The organism is Vibrio sp. 2096, from assembly GCF_033339595.1.
Classification (GTDB): Bacteria; Pseudomonadota; Gammaproteobacteria; order Enterobacterales; family Vibrionaceae; genus Vibrio; species Vibrio alginolyticus.
The window spans coordinates 1-1,009 of sequence record NZ_JAWOUX010000117.1 but is presented as its reverse complement, the minus strand read 5'-3'; the positions used below and the strand labels follow the sequence as shown (position 1 = coordinate 1,009).

Here is a 1,009-nt window from a genome sequence, read left to right as displayed (position 1 = left end):
ACTCACTTTTTGACCCGCCAACTTGTACACAGAAAAGTGTGATTTCCAACACAATATCTTCAAATCTGAGAGTTCTATTGCACCTTTACAACAAACGCATTCGACAAGCGTATTGAAACGTAAATTTTGTTGTATGTACAACACTGGGTAATTATCATTCTAACTAATTTGTTTGGGATAAATGCATATCCACTAATCATAATCGAGCCATTCAGAACGCATTGAATTGGATATTTGTAGGGCTTGCAAAATAAGAGAGATGTTTCATGAGACGTAGAACCACGCTATCGCTGCTGATTGCATCGAGCCTGTTTATGGCGGGATGTCAACCAAGCCAAGAAGGAACTGAGCAAGGTGGTGGCGCCGCTCCCGCAACCGAAGTGAATGTGTTGACGGTTGAACCTGTTCGACAAGCTTTGACGGTTGAGTTGCCGGGCCGCAGCCGTGCATTTAAAGAGGCGGAAGTCCGCCCACAGGTAACGGGTATTATTTCAGAACGTAACTTTGTTGAAGGTGGCGTTGTGGAAAAAGGTCAGTCGTTGTATCAAATTGATGACTCTTCATTTCAAGCGGATTTGCTTAGTGCAGAAGCGGAGCTGATTCGTGCGCAAGCTTCTGAAGAATCGACGTTTGCAACCGTTAAACGTTACCGCGCATTGATTACCAAGAAATCGATCAGTCAACAAGATCTGGATGAAGCAGAAGCGGCTTACAAAGAAGCTAAAGCGCAAGTGCTCGTAGCCAAAGCGAAGATCAATACTGCAAAGATCAATTTGACTTATACCCGTGTGAAAGCGCCGATCAGTGGCGTGATCAGCAAGTCAAATGTGACTGCGGGAGCGTTGGTTACGGCAAACCAAGCCGACAAGCTAACGACGATTCAACAACTTGATCCGATCAACGTGGATATCGTTCAGTCTTCTGCTCAATTGCTGCGACTAAAAGCGGCGCTTTCTCAAGGCCACATGCAAGAAGATCAATCTGCGCAAGTTGCATTGACGCTTGAAGA

The 1,009-nt window shown here is 45.3% G+C and carries 1 protein-coding gene; it reads left to right on the top strand.

Annotated elements, in window-relative coordinates; genetic code table 11:
* Positions 1-266: 266 nt before the first annotated feature.
* The coding region (vmeA, locus tag R7Q41_RS24455) for a multidrug efflux RND transporter periplasmic adaptor subunit VmeA (protein WP_318144764.1) at positions 267-1,009 on the top strand (743 nt) is incomplete at its 3' end.